The organism is Candidatus Sulfotelmatobacter sp., assembly GCA_036500765.1.
GTDB lineage: Bacteria > Acidobacteriota > Terriglobia > Terriglobales > Acidobacteriaceae > Sulfotelmatobacter.
The window spans coordinates 226,607-241,661 of sequence record DASYBM010000016.1; the positions used below are offsets into that span (position 1 = coordinate 226,607).

General features: G+C 56.9%; 13 protein-coding genes. 6 read left to right on the forward strand and 7 right to left on the reverse strand.

The features are described 5' to 3' along the window. Positions 1 to 133 precede the first annotated feature (133 nt). The 3 genes from rho to VGM18_18065 all read left to right on the forward strand — a co-directional run bounded on the left by rho (position 134) and on the right by VGM18_18065 (position 2,353). Positions 134 to 1,384: a transcription termination factor Rho gene (gene rho / locus VGM18_18055; protein ID HEY3974916.1), complete on the forward strand. Its 1,251-nt coding sequence runs from the start codon at positions 134 to 136 to the stop codon at positions 1,382 to 1,384. A gap of 210 nt (positions 1,385 to 1,594) precedes the next feature. After that, positions 1,595 to 1,948 (forward strand): hypothetical protein, encoded by a 354-nt coding sequence (locus VGM18_18060; GenBank protein ID HEY3974917.1) that lies wholly within the window; start codon positions 1,595 to 1,597, stop codon positions 1,946 to 1,948. 156 nt (positions 1,949 to 2,104) lie between these two features. Continuing rightward, the gene (locus VGM18_18065) at positions 2,105 to 2,353 is read left to right on the forward strand and encodes a hypothetical protein (protein HEY3974918.1); all 249 of its coding nucleotides are present in this window, start codon (positions 2,105 to 2,107) and stop codon (positions 2,351 to 2,353) included. 199 nt (positions 2,354 to 2,552) lie between these two features. Here the strand turns inward: VGM18_18065 and VGM18_18070 are convergent, their stop codons facing one another. Beyond that, positions 2,553 to 5,036: a sodium-translocating pyrophosphatase gene (locus VGM18_18070; GenBank protein HEY3974919.1), complete on the reverse strand. Its 2,484-nt coding sequence runs from the start codon at positions 5,034 to 5,036 to the stop codon at positions 2,553 to 2,555. Positions 5,037 to 5,541: 505 nt separating this feature from the next. Beyond that, positions 5,542 to 6,624, reverse strand: a complete 1,083-nt coding sequence (locus tag VGM18_18075) for a glycoside hydrolase family 18 protein (protein ID HEY3974920.1) — start codon at positions 6,622 to 6,624, stop codon at positions 5,542 to 5,544. Between the two features lie 244 nt (positions 6,625 to 6,868). Here VGM18_18075 and VGM18_18080 point away from each other — a divergent pair, with 244 nt between their 5' ends. Next, positions 6,869 to 7,276, forward strand: a complete 408-nt coding sequence (locus VGM18_18080; GenBank protein HEY3974921.1) for a VOC family protein — start codon at positions 6,869 to 6,871, stop codon at positions 7,274 to 7,276. Here VGM18_18080 and VGM18_18085 read toward each other — a convergent pair. Continuing rightward, the gene (locus tag VGM18_18085) at positions 7,234 to 8,256 is read right to left on the reverse strand and encodes a phosphatase PAP2 family protein (protein ID HEY3974922.1); all 1,023 of its coding nucleotides are present in this window, start codon (positions 8,254 to 8,256) and stop codon (positions 7,234 to 7,236) included. The genes VGM18_18080 and VGM18_18085 overlap by 43 nt on opposite strands. Before the next feature lie 599 nt (positions 8,257 to 8,855). Beyond that, on the reverse strand, positions 8,856 to 9,944 hold the full coding sequence (locus VGM18_18090; GenBank protein ID HEY3974923.1) for an aldehyde reductase: 1,089 nt from the start codon (positions 9,942 to 9,944) through the stop codon (positions 8,856 to 8,858). A gap of 310 nt (positions 9,945 to 10,254) precedes the next feature. On the opposite strand from VGM18_18090, the gene VGM18_18095 reads away from it, so the two are divergent. Both VGM18_18095 and VGM18_18100 read left to right on the forward strand, forming a co-directional pair. Continuing rightward, on the forward strand, positions 10,255 to 10,464 hold the full coding sequence (locus VGM18_18095) for a BrnT family toxin (GenBank protein ID HEY3974924.1): 210 nt from the start codon (positions 10,255 to 10,257) through the stop codon (positions 10,462 to 10,464). Then, on the forward strand, positions 10,440 to 10,823 hold the full coding sequence (locus tag VGM18_18100) for a BrnA antitoxin family protein (protein ID HEY3974925.1): 384 nt from the start codon (positions 10,440 to 10,442) through the stop codon (positions 10,821 to 10,823). The genes VGM18_18095 and VGM18_18100 overlap by 25 nt, the downstream gene beginning before the upstream one ends. Positions 10,824 to 10,911: 88 nt before the next feature. Here VGM18_18100 and VGM18_18105 read toward each other — a convergent pair whose 3' ends face one another. From VGM18_18105 to VGM18_18115, 3 genes are all read right to left on the reverse strand, one after another. Next, entirely contained in the window at positions 10,912 to 12,492 is a 1,581-nt protein-coding gene (locus VGM18_18105) for an alkaline phosphatase family protein (GenBank protein HEY3974926.1), read from the reverse strand. Positions 12,493 to 12,852: 360 nt separating this feature from the next. After that, complete coding sequence (locus VGM18_18110) at positions 12,853 to 13,938, reverse strand: hypothetical protein (GenBank protein HEY3974927.1); 1,086 nt, start codon at positions 13,936 to 13,938, stop codon at positions 12,853 to 12,855. A gap of 313 nt (positions 13,939 to 14,251) precedes the next feature. Beyond that, positions 14,252 to 14,989, reverse strand: a complete 738-nt coding sequence (locus tag VGM18_18115) for a glycoside hydrolase family 16 protein (GenBank protein HEY3974928.1) — start codon at positions 14,987 to 14,989, stop codon at positions 14,252 to 14,254. Between the last annotated feature and the right edge of the window lie 66 nt (positions 14,990 to 15,055).

Here is a 15,055-nt window from a genome sequence, read left to right on the forward strand (position 1 = left end):
CACAACGGCGGGCTGCTTAACCCAGCCCCGCCTTCCTGCCTCGTGGTATTTGCGTCTTCCCTGCGTCCCCTCCTTTTGAAAATCTCCCGCCGACACTACCGAATAGGTTCTAGTGCGCGGGTTCAGGTGAATCATGACCATTGCTGAACTGAAAGAAAAGAACATCACCGAGCTGACCAAGATCGCAAGGACCTTGGATCTGCCCGGTGCCAGCGGTATGCGCAAGCAGGACTTGATCTTCAAAATCCTCCAGGCGCAGAGCGAAAAAGAAGGCCACATCTTTGCCGAAGGCGTCCTCGAAATCCTGCCTGACGGCTACGGCTTTCTCCGCTCGCCCGACTACAACTACCTTCCCGGGCCGGACGACATCTACGTCTCGCCCTCACAAATCCGCAAATTCGACCTCAAGACCGGCGACACCATCAGCGGACAGGTGCGCCCGCCCCACGAAGGCGAAAAATATTTCGCTCTCGTCAAGATTGAAGCCGTCAACTTCGAATCGCCCGATGAAGCCCGCAACAAGATTCTCTTCGACAACCTGACGCCGCTGTATCCGCAGGAGCGCCTCAAGCTTGAGACCACCCGCGAGAACGCCAGCGCCCGCGTCATGGATCTGCTCACGCCTCTCGGCAAAGGCCAGCGCGGCCTCATCGTTTCTCCCCCGCGCGCCGGTAAGACCATGCTCCTACAGAACGTCGCCAACTCGATCACCGCCAATCATCCTGAAGTCGTCTTGATGGTCCTGCTGATCGACGAGCGTCCGGAAGAAGTCACCGACATGCAGCGCTCAGTCAAGGGCGAAGTCATCTCCTCCACCTTCGACGAGCCCGCCGCCCGCCACGTCCAGGTCGCCGAAATGGTGATCGAAAAAGCTAAGAGATTAGTCGAGCATAAGCGCGATGTCGTGATCCTGCTCGACTCCATCACCCGTCTCGCCCGCGCCTATAACACGATTGTCCCGCCGAGCGGCAAAGTCCTCTCCGGCGGCGTCGATTCCAATGCCCTTCAGCGTCCGAAGCGTTTCTTCGGCTCCGCCCGCAACATCGAAGAAGGCGGCTCACTCACCATCATCGCCACCGCCTTGATCGACACCGGCTCCCGCATGGACGACGTGATCTTCGAAGAGTTCAAAGGCACCGGCAACAGCGAAATCATCCTCGAGCGCAAACTCGTCGACAAACGCGTTTTCCCGGCCATCGACATTCAACGCTCCGGCACCCGTAAAGAAGAACTGCTCATCCCTAAAGAAGACCTGCAACGCATCTGGGTCCTGCGCAAAGTTCTGAATCCGCTCTCCCCGGTTGAAGCGATGGAACTTCTCGTCGAACGTATGGGCAAAACAAAATCGAACGGAGAGTTCTTAGCCAACATGAGCGCCCTGTAACCGCGACCGCTGCGATCCAATCCATCGGTTTATCAATCCATCCCGACTGCCATTGATTTGTCATCCCGACCGAAGCTTCCCCTTCCCGCAAGGAAGGGGAAGCGCAGTGGAGGGACCTGCTTTTTCCGCGCCCGCTCCACGGCCATTCTCGTATCCGCCGAAGTATAATTTTCTTGAGAACACTGTCCATTGACTCTCTGTGAGGTTTCCATGCGACACCATCTCGTATGGGCGATATTCCTATTGGTCTTCGCCTTTCCCGGCTTTGCGCAGATGACGCGCCAGTCGTCTCCGCCGCAACCCACCCACGACGTCAACCCGCCCGGTACCGATGATGATGAAGCTCGCGATCGCATTTCCAGCGATATGCTCAAGAAAGCCGCCAAAGAGCGCGCCGCCGCCCTTAAGCACGATACCGACAAATTGCTGAAGTTGTCCGTCGAACTCAAACAATCCGTCGACAAGTCCGACGAAAATGTCCTCTCCCTCGACGTAATCAAGAAAGCCGAAGAAATCGAAAAGCTCGCCCACAGCGTGAAAGAAAAGATGAAAGGCCCGAACTAGAAAAGTTCGTGGAGGGGCGGACGCCCCGTCCGCCCTGCCCCCGCCAAAGCGGGGGCATTCGTCACCAGCCCGCAGCTCACCAAACCGCAGACCGCAACTCCTCCCCACTCCCGGTGTTTAACTCTGTAGCCGCGAATTGCGGTCGGAGGAAAACATATGAAACGCGCGATAGCTGGGATTCTTCTTTTAGTCGGAATGGGCGTAGCCCCGGCGCTGGCCTGGGATGGCGACCGAGGTCTGAACCGCGATATCCGCCACGACGATCGCAATATCGCACATGATCGCCGCGAACTGCGCCGCGACCTTTACTACGGCAACTATCGCGCTGCCCGCCACGAGCGCCGCGAACTCCGCCGCGAATACCGCGACGTAAATCGCGACCGCCGCGAGCGAGATTGGCGCTAGAAAATTGTCCGAATCGTAAACACGGTTCCACGGGGAAGGGCACGAACGGGAACGAATGAAAACGGGAAGGTACGACTTCAGTCGTGCCGTAAGCCGCAGAACCGATGCCGGCTTTAGCCGCTGAGGTCCGCGAACTCTCTCCGCCAAATAAAAACGCCATCCGAATTTTCGGATGGCGTTGATCTTTCTTGGCCGTCTTCTACTCCGATTTGATCCGCATTCCGTAAAACGACCGGTACACGAACGTGAATGAAACCAGAAAGAACGCCACCGCCAGGCCAATCGTCAGTGCAGACGCATTCCCCCCCGGCTTCAGGCTCTCAGCCAACTCCACCGCCAGTAGCCCGAACAACGTCGTGAACTTGATCACTGGGTTCAACGCCACAGACGAAGTATCCTTAAACGGATCGCCCACGGTATCGCCAACGACTGTAGCGTCGTGCAGCGGTGTCCCCTTCTGCTTCATCTCGACTTCCACAATCTTCTTGGCATTGTCCCAAGCCGCGCCGGCATTGGCCATAAAAATCGCCTGATACAAGCCGAAGATCGCAATCGAGATCAAATAACCCACGAAGAAAAATGGATCCACAAACGCAAACGCCAGCGTCCCAAAGAACACCGCAATGAAGATGTTCAACATGCCCTTCTGCGCGTACTTCGTGCAGATGGCCACCACTTTCTTGCTGTCCTCCACCGAAGCCTTCTCCACGCCTTCGAGTTTAATATTCGCCTTGATGAACTCAACCGCGCGATAAGCTCCCGTAGTTACAGCCTGAGTCGAAGCGCCGGTGAACCAGTAAATCATCGCGCCGCCAGTGATCAGTCCCAGAAAAAACGGCGCATAGAGAAGAGAAAGCTTCGCCACGTCGAGCGTAAGCCCGTGCGTCAAACTCATGATGATCGAAAAAATCATCGTCGTCGCGCCCACCACGGCCGTTCCGATCAGCACCGGCTTCGCCGTCGCTTTAAACGTATTTCCCGCGCCGTCATTCGCTTCCAGCAAATGCTTCGCCCGCTCGAAATCGACGCTGACGTTGAAATCTTTCTGCACCTCGGCCACCACGTTCGGCACCGCCTCGATCAGCGAAAGTTCATACACCGACTGTGCATTGTCCGTCACGGGACCGTAAGAATCCACCGCAATCGTAACCGGACCCATGCCCAGAAATCCAAACGCCACCAACCCGAACGCAAAAACCGCCGGAGCCAGCATGCCCGCCGCCACCGCCAGTCCCATCGTGCTCATGTAATACGCAAGCGCCATCAGCATCATCATCGCTAAGCCGAGATAGTAGCCGGAGAAATTTCCCGCCACGAACCCCGACAGAATTCCCAGCGACGCGCCGCCTTCTTCCGCCGACCTCACCACTTCTTTTACATGCCGCGATTCCGTCGAAGTGAATACTTTCACCAGTTCCGGAATCACCGCGCCCGCCAGCGTACCGCAAGAAATAATCGTCGCCAGCTTCCACCACTGCGTGCCATCGCTGCCCAGTTCCGGAATGATGTAATAAGAAATTCCGTAAGTCATTGCGATCGAAATGATCGAAGTCAGCCACACCAGCGAAGTCAGCGGCGCTTCAAAGTTCATCTCGTTCGCCGACCCATACTTCGCCTTGGCAATGGCTCCGTTCAGGAAGTACGACACCGCACTCGACACCAGCATCATTACGCGCATCACAAAAATCCATACCAGCAACTGCACCTGCACGTTGGAATCTCTCACGCCCAGCAGGATGAACGTGATCAGCGCCACGCCCGTCACGCCATAAGTTTCAAACCCGTCCGCCGACGGCCCCACCGAGTCGCCTGCATTATCGCCCGTGCAATCGGCAATCACTCCCGGATTCCGCGCGTCATCTTCCTTAATTTTGAAAACAATCTTCATCAGATCTGACCCGATGTCGGCGATCTTCGTGAAAATTCCCCCCGCAATTCGCAGCGCCGCGGCGCCCAGCGACTCTCCAATCGCGAATCCAATGAAGCATGGCCCCGCATAGTCCCCAGGAATAAACAACAGAATGAACAGCATGATCAGCAACTCCACGCTGATCAGCATCATTCCGATGCTCATGCCCGCCTCCAGCGGAATCTGATACACGGGATACGGCCTGCCCGGCAGGGAAGCGAACGCCGTCCGCGAATTCGCAAACGTATTCACGCGAATGCCGAACCACGCCACGCCATAGCTGCCAGCAATTCCGACCAGACTGAATCCCAAAATAATCGGCAGCGTCAGCGCCACCGATTTCCCCGGCACCGGCGCCAGCCACCCAAAGTAAGCCGCAATAATCACCGCAATAAATGCCCACAGCAGCAGTATGAACTTGCCCTGCGTCACCAGATAAGTCTTGCACGTCTCATAGATCAATTCCGAAATCTCGCGCATCGACCGGTGCACCGGCAGATTCTTCAACCGCATGAAGATCGCCATGCCAAAGCCCAGTCCGAACAGGCAGAACAAAATTCCAATCAGCAGCAGCTTGTGGCCATCAATCGCGCCATTGAAAAAGCTGACCGAAGAAAGGTCGGGTAGTTTGAGCGAAGCTTCGCCGCCGACGGCTGCGCCCTCCGGTTGAGCCAGGGCCGTAGATGCGCCGACGGTGAGCAGCGCAGTAACTGCGAAAAGTCTTGTAGCCACGCGGCGCGTGACCAACGCGGCGGTGGCAAGCCAGGTGCGCATAAATGAGTCCTCCGAAATAAAACGGTTCCTAGGTATATACGAACGTGTTGAGGCATCGCCTTCCAGATCAGCATCCACGCTCGCGGATCACAGTTCACACTTCAACCATGAGGACGCCCAATCGAGCCTGGGAAATTCTGTTTCTGGAATTCCGAACACGCTTCCACCGCAAGACTTATAAGGAGTGTTGGAGCTTGGCCGCGTCGGATTTCGTGCTGGAAATAACGCAAGCAGCTATGCCGCAAAACCGAACTGGAGAATAGGCCTCCAGTCCCGGCATACCAGCGCAAAACGGCCATTTATAACACGTTGGCTACCACCGGTCAAACCTATTCAGACCGCGGTAGGGCGGCAGTCTCTGTTTTTAGAGCAGCGATGTCATCCCGAGCGGAGCCGTTTTTCAGGCGAAGCGAAGGATCTCCCGCACCACCGGCCCGCGCGTAAAACCAAATTAACCAAGGCCCAAACCACCACCCAACTCACGCGCCGTCCCCTGATCTTGGACTCACTTCCCGGCCACCGACGCCCCATACATCGCGTCCAGCAAGTCCTGCGAGTGCCCATCATAGTCCGCGTCGAGCGACCACATGAACGTCCCACCCAGCCCGCGTTGCCAATCCGAATACCAGACGCGGTAGTAGGTCGAGAAAGCGTCATCATAAGTAATGTAACCGTTGCTGCCATCTTCCCGGAGCAGATAGGGAACCAGTGCAATCGGATCGTAGGTTCGGTACCATCCATTCCGGTTGATCATCGGCTTGATCGAGGTCCCGTAATTTCCGCTCTTCACCGTGTTATCGCATTCCTGGTCGTCGGTGAATGCCGCATTCGGGCACAGTCCAAAAAGATGATGGATGTTGGCGTAGTAATACCCGTAGAAAGGAGTCCCCATCGTGAGCTGCGCGCCCGAGACCTCTCCCAGAAAATACGTGGCAGTCTCGTCCACGCTTCCTCCCGGCTGACACTCGTAAGGCGCGGGATTATGCGGATCCCAAAAGATCGGCGAATTGAGCTGCCCGTGCGCCGTCCACGGCCCCGCGCAGTCGTACATCATAATATTGAAGTAGTCGAGAGAAAGTTTTAGTTGCAGCAGATCGTATCCATACCCGCCCCACGGCGCGGCGTCGATCGATAAAACATAATCCGGATTCGACTGCCGCAGTCCCGCCATCAGTTCCACCAAGAACTGACGGTCTCCGCTACTCTCCGGATACTCCCAGTCCATGTCAACCCCATCGTAGCCATACTGCTTTTCAACGGATGCAATGTTGTCGACCAGCATCTGCTTGGTGCCGCTGCTCTCCACTCCCACGAAGTCTCCGCCCAGCAGCAGCAGCACTTTCACGCCCGCGGCGTGTGCCATGTCATTCAGTTCCGGCTCAATGAATCCCGACGGAATCGACAGCGTACCCGTCGCGTCGAACGATACTCCGGCATGATTGATGTGCGTCAGCTTCTGGTAGGGAATCTGCGCCGCGCCGTATGGCGGAGTCTGATACTTGCTCCAATATCCGTAGTCGCCTACGACGCGTTTCGAAAGATGGTTGGGCAGGTTGGACCGTGTTTGTTGCGCAAACGCGAACGGCATCAGAACGCCTGCCATAGAACAACAGATCAAGAAGGATATCGCGCGCAGAAATGACAGGGAGCGGGAGAACATCGACAGCCTCCGGGAGAGAGGTTTCAGGCCGGCACAGAAGGCACAAACCCGCGCCAGCCTTGAGGTTCGAGGATTTTATCATGCTGCGCGGAGCCGTAGAGCTTCCCCCTTAGAGTGGGGTGAATTTTGCAAACTTGACCTGACTCCCATTCGCGCAGAAGCTATTAGAACTATGCCGAAGCTCGCTGCAATCCCCACCACCATCGCTCCCTGGCTCTCAGTCCGCGACAGCGCCCACGCCGTTGACTACTACAAGTCCGCCTTCGGAGCCGTCGAAGTTTTTCGCCTCGACGCCGGCGGCAGCGTCATCGCAAGGCTCTCCGTCGAAGGCGCAGAGTTTTGGGTGGGTGACGAGTCTCCCGAACATTTCAACTTCAGCCCGCAAACCCTGGGCGGCTGTTCCGTCCGCATCATCCTGACTGTAGCCGATCCCGATGCATTCTTCGCTCGCGCTCTCGCAGCCGGCGCCTCGCAAGTCTATGCCGTCGTCGAGGAACACGGCTGGCGCATCGGCCGCGTCGTCGATCCCTTCGGACATCACTGGGAGATCGGCCGTCCAATAGAAGACTCGTCGTCGTAGAGTTCCATTGGCTTGTGGTTGGGCCACGCGGCAAGCGGTGATTTCGCCAATTTCTCTTTGCGCTTCAGCATCTTTTCGTGATGGCGCTCGCAGGACGCGCTCAACCCCGGATCGCAACGTGCATGGAATACATGTGTCCCAATCGCGACCCCCAGCGCCGCTCCCACCCACATGTCCGAAGCCCAGTGGTCGCGCGCCAAAAAGCGCGTGGTCGTCACCGTCAGCGCCGCCGTGTAATTCAGCACCTGTATCCATGGCTTCGGATATTCCTGCGCAACCACCGTGGCCATGGCCCACGTGAACATGGCGTGTCCGCCGGGGAAAGATGTATTAATCGCCGAGTGGCGCAAGAAGTCGCCGTGCCCATTGCCTTCTCCCGGACGCTGCCGTGCTGCGATGAATTGCATGGGCGTATAGATCAGGAACGTGTTCACCAGAGTCTCCAGTTCAATCTCTCCGGTTTCCTTCGCATGCGGATGATCGGTCTTGATCCCATAGAGCCACACCCCCGCCAGCGTACTCCCCAGCGCCGCAATCGCTACGTCGGAAGAGTCCTGATAGAACGTGTAGTGTCCACCCGGCAAACTGTTTTCGATGCGATGGTCCGTCACAAAAAAAACTGCAGCCCCCGCCAGCACTGGCAGATCCCACCTGAAATTCGAGGGCTTTAAGGGCGCCAGGTAAATATCCCTCTGGTCTTCGAGGGTTCGCTTCACCGATCGCTTGACCAGTCCTTCATCTTGTCGTGATGGCTGTTTCGTGACTGACGACGCTGGATCCTGGTCTGTATCTCGATCGAAAGTACCCTCCTCCAACGCATCTCGATCAAACGTACCCGTGGGCAGAGAAGATACGTCGAAGCTTGGCATGGCGGTATAGGGGCTGGGCGCATCCGGAAGCAGCGCTTCCGGCCCGAATATTGCTGTCTGGCTAAGACTAGTTGCGGAGAACATAGCTGCCGCAAATGGCGGTAGCAGCATGCTGCAGATTCTTGTCGAACAATATTTCAATCCGAGGCTCCCAAGCGCGCCGCTTCACACCAGGCGCCTCGTTTTGATGCAATCTCTAAGAAAGAGTGAACGGGATTATTCGTCTCAGGTTGTTCGTGGTTAGTGAATGGTGGCTAGTTAATCTATGCTGGGGCTTTGTAGTTCAAAGTAGCTCGCGCCGCCTGCGTCTGGCCGTCAGGTTTTGGTCGCCGATGGATGATGCGAATGTAGTAGATCGCCCTCCAAAAAACCTTACTCGGCCGTCGGATATACGGCGGCGGCTGATTTCGACAACCTACGCATTTCCCCGCCGCATCTCAGTTTCGCGATCCGATTCTCCGCCGTCCGGCCGTACCCTGGGGCCGGTACCTTTCGGCTCGCGGTGAGGCGGTGCAGACTTGTCCGTTTGGTGGAGTCCCTGTATATTTCCCCGTCCCCAGCACTATTCATGCCATCTTCCCGCAATCCGGCGATTTCACACCCCAATCACCTGCCACCAGCCGCGCCGCCATATTCACCGTCGGCAGTGGCGAGTGAAAGTCTTTTTTCATAAACATTGGCCGGAATGAGGAGTCCGGTAAACGGATGTGTCAGGCTACTGTCTTCGCGCCTTCCTTCAGCAGGCCCAGCCGCACCAAACTTTCCGCCGTGGCCACAATCGCCTCTTCGTTCGATCGTGGCGCCCAGGCCAGCACACGCCTGGCCTTTTCATTGCTCGCGTTCTTTACCTTCCCAAGTTCGGGCACGATCACCCTCACCGCCGGATCGCGCAGCGCAGCCAGTCGTATCATCCAGTTCGGGAGTTGCCGCGTCGGCACTCGTTTGGCCGCAACACCCATGCCGGACTTCAGCATCTTCGCCATGTCGAGCACCGATATAAAATCGCCAGCGACCGCGAGAAAGCGCTCGCCCTTCGCCGCCGGATGAGTCATGGCTCGCAAATGCAAATCGGCGACATCGCGCACGTCCACAGCGCCGAAATAATAGCGAGGTACTCCGGGGACGGCGCCGTCCATCAATCGCTGCACGAACAGAATCGATGTCGAATAATCGGGCCCTAGGACCGGCCCAAATACGCCCACCGGATTCACCACTGACAATTCCAGCGCGCCGCCCTTTGCGTTGGACTCGGCGATGAAATCCCAAGCCGCCCGCTCCGCCAGGGTTTTCGATTTCGCATACGCAGTCACGTCGTCGCCATTCGGGTCAGTCCAGTCCTTCTCGGTGAAAGGAGCGCTCTGCGCCGGATGCCCATAGCCAATCGCCGCAAACGACGATGTCAGCACCACGCGCTTCGCTCCGGCTCCAGCCGCGGCACGCAAAACCCGCAGCGCCCCTTCGCGCGCCGGCACAATCAACTCATCCTCATGCTTGGGAACACCCGGCGGAAACGGCGACGCCACATGCAGCACATACTCACAGCCCGCCACGGCCTCTGGCCACCCCGCATCCTTTTCAAGATCAGCCGCGACCAACGACAGGCGATCGCCCGCCTCGACTCCGCCAACCTTCAGCATGGCGCGCACATCACCCTCGCGCTTCAGGCTCCGCACCGTGGTGCGCACGAGATAGCCCGTATTAAGGAGTTGCAGTATGCAATGGCAACCGATGAATCCCGATCCGCCAGTGACGAGAACTGTGCTGGAAGAAGACATGTGCTTGGTTCGCTCGAACTTCATTTCACAGGATTCATCCAACGACTGTCAAAGTGCAGTCGAGCTTCGCGAATATTCCTGCGGGAACACTGTGGGAAAGGCACGAAATGGCCAGCGTCAAATAATTGATACATATAGGCGTGATTTTCGCGATGATGTGGTTTGTTGAGCTTAGGCTGTGGAAGAAACGTCCACTTTCGTGGACGGCGAATGCCTACGAAAATGGACTTGACAGAGGAATCCGGGTCAAAACATCTGAGCGCTGGTTCGCTGACCAAATGTTCTTGACGTGATTATTAAGCGCGTCCATATTTACATTGTGTAAATACATATTATGCGCTACACTTGGAATGAAGAAAAGAATGCCCGCCACGTCCGATTGCACGGCATCGCCTTCGAGGATGCGGTGAGAATCTTCGAAGGCCCAACAGTCGAAACTCCGGACGACCGTTTCGACTATGGCGAGGATCGGATTTACGCTATCGGATTAGTCAACGGGCTGGGAGATTACGCTCATTTATGCCGACGCAAAAGACAAGTTTAGTGAGGAAGCCCGGCGCATCATCTCGGCGTGGCGCTCCGAGCCGCACGAACGCCGCCGCTATTGGCAAACGGTCGAAAGATAACGGATCGGCCCGCAAAAGCGCGACCGGCACCGACTGGAACCGCCTGCGCCGCCAGACTCCTGCCGAGATACGCCGCGCCATCCTCGCCGACCCCGACGCCCGCCCTACCGATGCTGCCTTCTGGAAGCACGCCAAGGTCGTCATGCCCACCCCAAAAGAAATCGTGACCATGCGCCTCGATGCCGACCTGCTCCGCTGGTTCCGCCAACACCCCGGCTACCAGACCCGCATCAACGCCATCCTGCGCGCGTACATGCACGCCCACGAAACGGCTTAACGCTTCCCACGGGTTGAACGGTGGTTGAACGGCGAATGAATGACGAATGACGAGTGGCGGGCTGTTAACCCGCCACTCGTCTAACGAGCTATCGTACTTTCCGTTCCCCCGGCGTCGGCGCCGGAGTGCAGTCATTTTGCGGCGGCTGCGCCGAACCCACGGCAGTGTTCAGCGAAGGCGAATGGTCGAAGTCGAACATCCCTTCCAGATCGTTGGCGTACTGGTCACGCTTGGTGAGGTGCACAGTCGTGGTCGACGACAGGAAGCGCTTCTCGATCAACGCCAGCAGCGACGTATGATCTCCCACCGTGTGCGAAACATACGACGGTTTCGAGAACGGCGATACCGCGATCAGCGGCACCCGCACTCCGAGCTGATCGAACGCGGCGCAGCTCGCGGGAAATGGCCCGGTCGGATCGCTGGTCAGCTCAGGACACAAAGCCTCCGCATCCAGTAGCGTGGTGTCGGTCGTGCTGACGAAATTCCACGAACATTCCGCTCCCCCGCCGGGCTGCTCGCTGAAAGGCGGAAACGAAAGATCCTCGCACTGTCCGGGAAAAATTCCGTCCGGCGTGCGCGCGCCATTCTGCGGCGCCCGCGGAGGCTTGGCATGATCGTAAAACCCGCCATGCTCGTCGTATAAAACAAAAATGATCGAGTCTTTCCAGAATGGCCCATTGCGCACCGCGTTGATCACATTCGACACGTGATACTGCCCGCGCTGAATGTCGGTGGGCGGGTGCTCGTCATCCTCCAGCGCGTTGCCGAGGGTTCCGAAGTTCGGGTCCACGAACGATACTTGCGGCAACGTCCCAATTCCCGCCGCCTGTAGAAAAAAAGTGGCCAGCGGCAGATTATGCGCCAGATCGAACGGCCGGAAGCTGTCGTCTTGCGTGACGTCCTCAAAATAATCGGCCCAGGAAATGCCGTGACTGTCGAGCTTATCGAAGATCGTGCCCGTAATCGGTTTATACCCAACGATCGGCGGAATGGTGTCGTCGGTCGTCAGATGCCCGAACGACGTGGCCGTCATCAGATAAGACCGGTTCGGAAAGGTCGGCCCCAGAACCGCTGCGAACTGACGATCGCTGATCGCAAAATTCTGCGCCAGCCCGTAATAAAACGGCAGATCATCCTGGTTGTAAAACGAAATAGTCTGGTCGTCGGTGGGATTCTCTCCGTTGTCAATCTGCTCGGTGAGATCGTTCTGCCGCACGAAGCCGTCGCTCAACGGATTCGTCAGCGTCTTGTTTGGGCTCTCGAAATTCATCTCGTTGTGCGTTCCCAACCACGAATGATCCAGGTCGGGTATCACGCAGCGACTGGTTGCTTTAAAGGCGTTGACGGTTGAACCGTCGTCGTCGAGATTGGAGTTCGTGCAATTCCATGTGGTGCCGTTCAGCGTGCAGGTCAGGCCATCGACGCAAGTGTGGTCGCTGCTCGCGCACGACCCATTGCCATTGTGATACGGACTCCCTGGCGCATACGCCAGCGCTCCAAAATAATTGTCGAACGAATGGTTTTCCTGCATCACGATAATAATGTGGTTGACCTTTTTCACATTACCGTCGGCCAACGCGATTGAAACCTGCAAACAAACCAAGGTTGTGAGGGCAATAAATAAGGTGGGCAACTTGCGAAGTATTTTTCGATGCGTTTTTCCAAACATGGGGGATTCTCCTGAGCGGAGAATGAATTTTCCCCATCAAACCACAAATTCGTTTCCCCGAAGATAAAAAATCCGTGAAAAATAATGGGAGTCCACAAAGCGCGCGCGGCCTTCCTTCAGCATGGCACGAAATCGACTGCCCCACGCTTCGCGCATTTCGAAGCGTGGGCACGACGACCGTTCACGCTCAGGTTCCAACCCACGGTCGGCGGAGTTGAGGGTAGCATGCCTTTTCGCAAACGACGCGAAAGACGGCACTCGCTAAGCGAACGACGAAAATGACGAAACGGGATGCCCTACCCGTCAAAGAACAACGGTTGGGGCATCCTTTTTCGTCTGCAACTGTGCCATCCCGCGCCTTCAGTTCTGCCGCAACGCCGGCATCGGAATTGGAATGCTATAGGTCTTAGCTCCGGTACCGACCCCGCTTTCGCAGGTATTGGGCGGAGTTGTGCAGACCGTGCGCGTTCCCTGGCACTCGGCTGCCCAGAACATGTAGCCCAGCATGCCGTCGGTGGCGCCGGCGCCATTCGGCGCGACCGTTTGTACATAAGTCCCGGTGCTGTTCTCGAGCGAAGCGCTAAAGTTGTTACACTCGGGCGCGGGCCTGGTTCCGGTAACGAGGTAGACGCTGCCCGTAAATTTGGCGGGAGCCAGCGGCCCAATCGGCGGACTGTACTGCGGCTTGCCGTCGATATGTTCCTGCCAGTTCGACTCGGCGGCCGAAGTGCCGGGCTGCTTGTTCGGCACCATGGCATTGGCATAGTCCAATACCGGATTAGAGGTTTGCAGCCAATTGGCGGTGGCATACTGTGCCAGGCCAATCAGATACCGATCCCCCGCCGCCAGGTCAATCGTCAATCGCGCCGCGGGATTGGCTCCGGTCGAATCATAGGGAAGTTGCGAGCGGTATGCGTTAATGAACGCTTGCAGTCCGATGATGTTCGGGCTTGAGCTGTTCTCGTAGTCAATTTCAATACCCACTCCCAGGCTCTTGGCGAGCGCGGCCGCATTCAATCCCAACTGCGTGGCGTTCTGCGAGAGTGCCTGGTCCCAATACGTGGTGTAGGTTATGCCCCCGATGGAGAGCATCACGCGGATATTGTGGCTGGTGAAGTAACTGACCACCGCCGCATTCATTCCCACGGGCACGCCGTTCGTGTCGCCAGAGTCGGTCGTCTTATCGAGCAGTTTGAGAGGCTGCACAAAACTAAGCACCACCAGATTCACCGACGGCAATCCCGAGCCATCCCCGCGGTCAATCATCCAGTGATTGGCGGTATCGAAATCGGTCATGTCGCGCACCGAGGCCCAAGTGCAATAGTCACTGCCACAGTGCCACGATCCGTAGATTTGAATGGGTGTTTGAGCATTGGCGGCAAGAGGAACAGCGACAGAGACGCTGACTGCCGCAAGGGTAAGCAGCAACAAGATTCTGTGAGACATGTGAGCCTCATTTCTGAAAGAGGATTGAACTCAGATGCCACAAGCCGAATCTGGGAAATGTTTTTTTTCGTGGTTCGCAAATTGAGTTCGTGAAATTCGGATTACTCCTTATCTTTGCCCGAAATTGAGACTGGAAATTGATCCCAGGGCCCCAGTAACTTACGGGCAGAGTCCTGCGCCGCAAGGAGTTACCGCACGACGGGCCGCTGGTAAGTGTGGAGCGGGCACTCTTGCCCGCTGCTTTTGACTTTGCATTTTCGAACCCAGCATTTCCGAACCCAGGAAGCGGCGACAGAAGCCGGTCCCCCGCGACTTACGGCATGTACTGGAAGCTTTGAATGATCACTGACTGGTTGGTAGCAGGCACGGTTTTGTAGGCCCAGAGATTCATGCCCACCGGGATCGGCTGCTGCGGAATGTTCGCCGTGTTCGTGGATGTATAAGTGGCGGTTTTCAGAACATTGGCCGTGGTTCCGATGGGCTGATTTCCACTCATCAGAGTAAAGACAACGCTGGTGGAACTCCACTGCATACGCGCGGTCGTGAGAGTCGTTCCGTTGCTGACGGTGAAATTAAGGTTGTAACTCGACTTACTATGGTGATGACCGGTCGAGGGATAGACGGTGAAGTCGGCGTTGCAGGAACAGGTGTTATCCCACTGCGAAAATTCAATGTCGATTTCGTTAGTTCCATCAACTCCGATTCCGTTGGCCGGTCCGTAGGGGAACAGGCCGAGCACCGTGACCGGATCCATGCTCCAGACATTTCCCTGGACCACCCACTGGTAGGTTCCGAAGCCGAGATTATCTACCATAAAAAGTTCGCCGGCGGTCCATTTCCCTGCATTGTTGGTGATGTTCAGATGAAGGTATCCGTTCGAGTCAATGGTGACATTGCTGGGACTGCCGGGAGCCACGCCGGCCATGGGGCCGTTGGTGACATTCCAGGTGTGGCCCTGCCAGACAATTTGAGTTTGCGCAGCGGAGTAGCCGGACAGGACCAGCGTGAAAGTCAGCACGAGGAGCGCAGCGGGTTTCTGCGGATGCTTCATAAAACCTCCTAAAGTTCTTACCGTGAGAGCGTACACCCAGACAGAAAGGGATGCCACTCGCCAACT